The sequence below is a fragment of the Neisseria sp. P0013.S005 genome, assembly GCF_051958425.1.
Lineage (GTDB): Bacteria > Pseudomonadota > Gammaproteobacteria > Burkholderiales > Neisseriaceae > Neisseria > Neisseria subflava.
On record NZ_JBQCVL010000047.1, the window covers coordinates 1 to 350 of the forward strand.

Consider the following 350-nt stretch of genomic DNA (forward strand, 5'->3'; position numbering starts at 1 on the left):
GGGGGCAACCCTGAACGAGCAACGCCGCGTGGAGGATGAAGGCCCTTGGGTTGTAAACTCCTTTTCTGTGGGAAGAGGAAGGACGGTACCACAGGAATAAGTCACGGCTAACTACGTGCCAGCAGCCGCGGTAATACGTAGGTGGCAAGCGTTATCCGGAATTACTGGGCGTAAAGCGCACGCAGGCGGCTGTCCAAGTCTGACGTGAAAGCTCCTGGCTTAACTGGGAGAGGTCGTTGGAAACTAGATGGCTTGAGGCGAGGAGAGGGGTGTAGAATTCCCGGTGTAGTGGTGGAATGCGTAGATTTCGGGAGGAATACCAGTGGCGAAAGCGACACCCTGGCCTTTGC

1 rRNA gene is annotated in these 350 nt (G+C 56.3%); it reads left to right on the plus strand.

Going from position 1 to position 350, the window contains the following annotated elements:
* A 16S ribosomal RNA gene (locus tag ACTHTA_RS11435) occupies positions 1–350 on the plus strand; the annotation flags it as partial.